General features: G+C 54.3%; 1 protein-coding gene. It reads right to left on the reverse strand.

The genetic code is table 11. The annotated features are described in order from the left end of the window. Positions 1-2,595: transcription-repair coupling factor (gene mfd, locus ACTHUE_RS15255; protein ID WP_440423914.1), on the reverse strand; the 2,595-nt coding region annotated here is incomplete at both ends.

A 2,595-nucleotide genomic window follows, 5' to 3' on the forward strand; every position in this document is an offset into this window, starting at 1 on the left:
CTTTCAAAGTCTTCAATACGTTCTTCACTGTATTAATCCGCACTTCGATATTTTCCATCTCTGCGGTAAATCGCAGCTTATCCGTGCCGGCAAGGCGGTATTTTTTGTCGTTTTGAATCAGCAGGATGATTTCGGTTGGATCGACATTGTTGTTTTTGCCAAAAGTTACCGTTACCGCTTCGCTGGTCGCATCAATGGCATCTATGCCTAATTCTTTTGCCGCAAGCCGCAGGTGGTGGCTTTCGATAAGGGTTTTGACGGGTTGTTCGGGCAGGCCGAAGCGGTCGACGAGTTCTTCGTGTATGGCGTTGATTTGCTGCACGGTTTCGCAGACGGCGAGGCGTTTGTAGAGGATGAGGCGCTCGTGGATGTCGGGGCAGTAGTCTTCAGGCAATAATGCCGGGCTGTGCAGTTTGATTTCAGTGGTGATGCCCAGCGGTGCGTCGAGATCGGGCTGGCGGCCTTTTTTGAGGTCGCGCACGGCTTGTTTGAGCATTTCGGTGTAGAGCGTGAAGCCGACCTGTATCATTTCGCCGGACTGTCCTTCGCCGAGGATTTCGCCTGCGCCTCGGATTTCCAAATCCTGCATGGCGAGGGTGAAACCTGCGCCGAGTTCATCTGCCGCCGCGATGGCGTCGAGGCGTTTTTCTGCGTCTTTGGTGATGTATTCGGGCGTGAGCAGGTAGGCGTAGGCTTGGTGGTGGCTGCGGCCGACGCGCCCACGCAACTGATGAAGCTGAGCCAGCCCGAATTTGTCGGCGCGGTTGATGATGATGGTGTTGGCGTTGGGAATGTCGATGCCGGTTTCGATGATGGTGGAACAGAGCAACACGTTGAATCTTTGCTGCAAAAAGTCGCGCATCACTTGCTCCAGTTCGCGCTCGCGCAGTTGTCCGTGCGCCACGCCGATGCGGGCTTCGGGCAGCAGGGTTTCCAGCCGCTCGCGCATATTCTCAATCGTATCTACTTCATTGTGCAGGAAAAACACTTGTCCGCCGCGTTTGAGTTCGCGCAACACGGCTTCGCGCACGCTGCCTTCGCTGAAGGGTTTGACAAAGGTTTTGACGGCGAGGCGGCGGCTGGGCGCGGTAGTAATCAGCGAGAAGTCGCGCAGACCTTCGAGCGCCATGCTGAGGGTGCGTGGAATCGGTGTGGCGGTCATGGTAAGTATGTCTACGTTGGCGCGCAGACGTTTGAGCTGCTCTTTTTGGCGCACGCCGAAACGATGTTCTTCATCGATAATCACTAAACCTAAGTTTTTAAATTTGATGTCGTCTTGAACCAATTTGTGCGTGCCGATAACAATATCGACCGTACCGTCCGCCATGCCTTCCAGCGCGGCTTTGGTGGCTTTGCTGTTGTTGAAACGTGAAAGGCTGGCGACTTTCACGGGGAAATCGGCGAAGCGGTCGGCGAAGTTTTGCGCGTGCTGCTCGACCAAAAGCGTGGTTGGGGCGAGTACGGCGACCTGTTTGCCGCCCATCACCGCCACAAACGCGGCGCGCAGGGCGACTTCGGTTTTGCCAAAACCGACATCGCCGCACACTAGGCGGTCCATCGGCTTCGCCTGCGTCAAATCCTTAATCACAGCGGCGATGGCAGCGGCTTGGTCTTCGGTTTCTTCATAGCCAAAGCCGTCGGCAAATGCCTGATAATCCAACTCGTTGATTTCAAACTTGTGTCCCGATTGGGCGGCGCGTTGGGCGTAGAGATTGAGCAACTCGGCGGCGGTGTCGCGCGCTTTTTCGGCGGCTTTGCGTTTTGCCTTATTCCATGCGCCGCTGCCGAGCTTGTGCAGGGCGACGTTTTCATGCGCCTGACCAGAGTAGCGGCTGATTAAATGCAGTTGCGAAACAGGCACATAAAGCTGCGCTTCGCCCGCGTATTCGAGCAACATCATTTCGTTGGTTTCGTCGCCCAAGTCCATTGTGACCAAGCCCATATATCGGCCGATACCGTGTTCTTCGTGTACAACAGGATCGCCGATATTGATTTCGGCAAGGTCGCGTAACAGGCCGTCTGAAACGGCGGCGTGTTTCTTACGATGATGTTTGCTCGAGCGGGCGACATATTGATAAAGATCGGATTCGGTAATGACCGCGATGTTTTGATCTTCTAATTTAAACCCGTAAGCCAACGGCGCCACTGTAATCATCAGCGGCTCATGCGCCGACAAAAAGCCCTGCCAGTCGGACACGCTTTTGGCTTTCAAACCGTTTTGCTGCAAGAAACCGAGCATGGTTTCGCGCCGTCCCAAACTTTCGGCGCAAAGCAAAATTCGTCCGTCAAAGGCCGTCTGAAAATCTTTCAATGCCTGCAACGGTTCATCTGCTTGACGGTTGACGGCCACGTTTGGCAACGTATGTTCATCACCAAAAATATCCGGCAATACCTGACCATAGTTTTTCAGACGGCCTGCGAATACATCGGCAGAGAGATACAAATGCTGTGGAAGCAAAGGCGGATAAGTTTCGTCGCCCTGCGCCATGGCATAACGCGATTTGACGTCGCTCCAAAAACGGTTTGCCTCGGCATGAACGTCGCCCAAAGAGACAAACAGCGCATCTTCGCCGATGTAATCAAACAGCGTTTCCA

This window comes from Neisseria sp. P0021.S005 (genome assembly GCF_051956955.1).